The sequence below is a fragment of the Aeromonas sp. QDB31 genome, assembly GCF_027707605.1.
Classification (GTDB): domain Bacteria; phylum Pseudomonadota; class Gammaproteobacteria; order Enterobacterales; family Aeromonadaceae; genus Aeromonas; species Aeromonas media.
In genome coordinates this window covers 1-799 of sequence record NZ_JAPCIX010000062.1, presented here as the reverse complement: position 1 = coordinate 799, position 799 = coordinate 1, and the positions used below count along the sequence as shown (strand labels likewise).

Annotated in this window: 1 protein-coding gene; it reads left to right on the top strand. The window is 61.7% G+C overall.

Annotated features, from left to right (window positions below; translation table 11 throughout):
- On the top strand, nt 1–400 hold a 400-nt coding region (locus PG898_RS21170; RefSeq protein ID WP_058671088.1), incomplete at its 5' end, for a GNAT family N-acetyltransferase.
- Nucleotides 401–799 lie beyond the last annotated feature (399 nt).

Here is a 799-nt window from a genome sequence, read left to right as displayed (position 1 = left end):
GGGAACGCCCGCCTGGGACGTCGCGCGGATCGACCGGACATTCGCGGAGACCTTCGTCCTGAGATCCGAGCTCCTAGTCGCGAGTTGCAGCGACGGCATCGTCGGCTGTTGCACCTTGTCGGCCGAGGATCCCGAGTTCTGGCCCGACGCCCTCAAGGGGGAGGCCGCATATCTGCACAAGCTCGCGGTGCGACGGACACATGCGGGCCGGGGTGTCAGCTCCGCGCTGATCGAGGCTTGCCGCCATGCCGCGCGAACGCAGGGGTGCGCCAAGCTGCGGCTCGACTGCCACCCGAACCTGCGTGGCCTATACGAGCGGCTCGGATTCACCCACGTCGACACTTTCAATCCCGGCTGGGATCCAACCTTCATCGCAGAACGCCTAGAACTCGAAATCTAACGTCCGTTCGGGCATCGAGGTCCATGTCGGGGTGGGACGGGCCCGTGGCTTCAAGATCACTTGCAGTCCGACCGCGATGTCTTGGTTGCGCGAGAGGTTGTCGATATCCTCCACTTCCATCATCAACCCTGGATAATGCCGCCGCCGTCATCGCCGCCGACGCCCGTGCCGGGCTTTTCGGGCCTGTCAGGCTTGCTCGGCCTTCAGCCTGCCTGGGCGAGATCTCCGGCGGACGGATTAACGGCGGAGCTTCGCCGCCTTTCGTGCGTGTGAAGGCCGAAGATAGTTCTCTCAAAAACATCCGTTTATGAGAGATACCAAATGTCATTTTCAGAAGACGACTGCACCAGTTGATTGGGCGTAATGGCTGTTGTGCAGCCAGCTCCTGACAGTTCAATA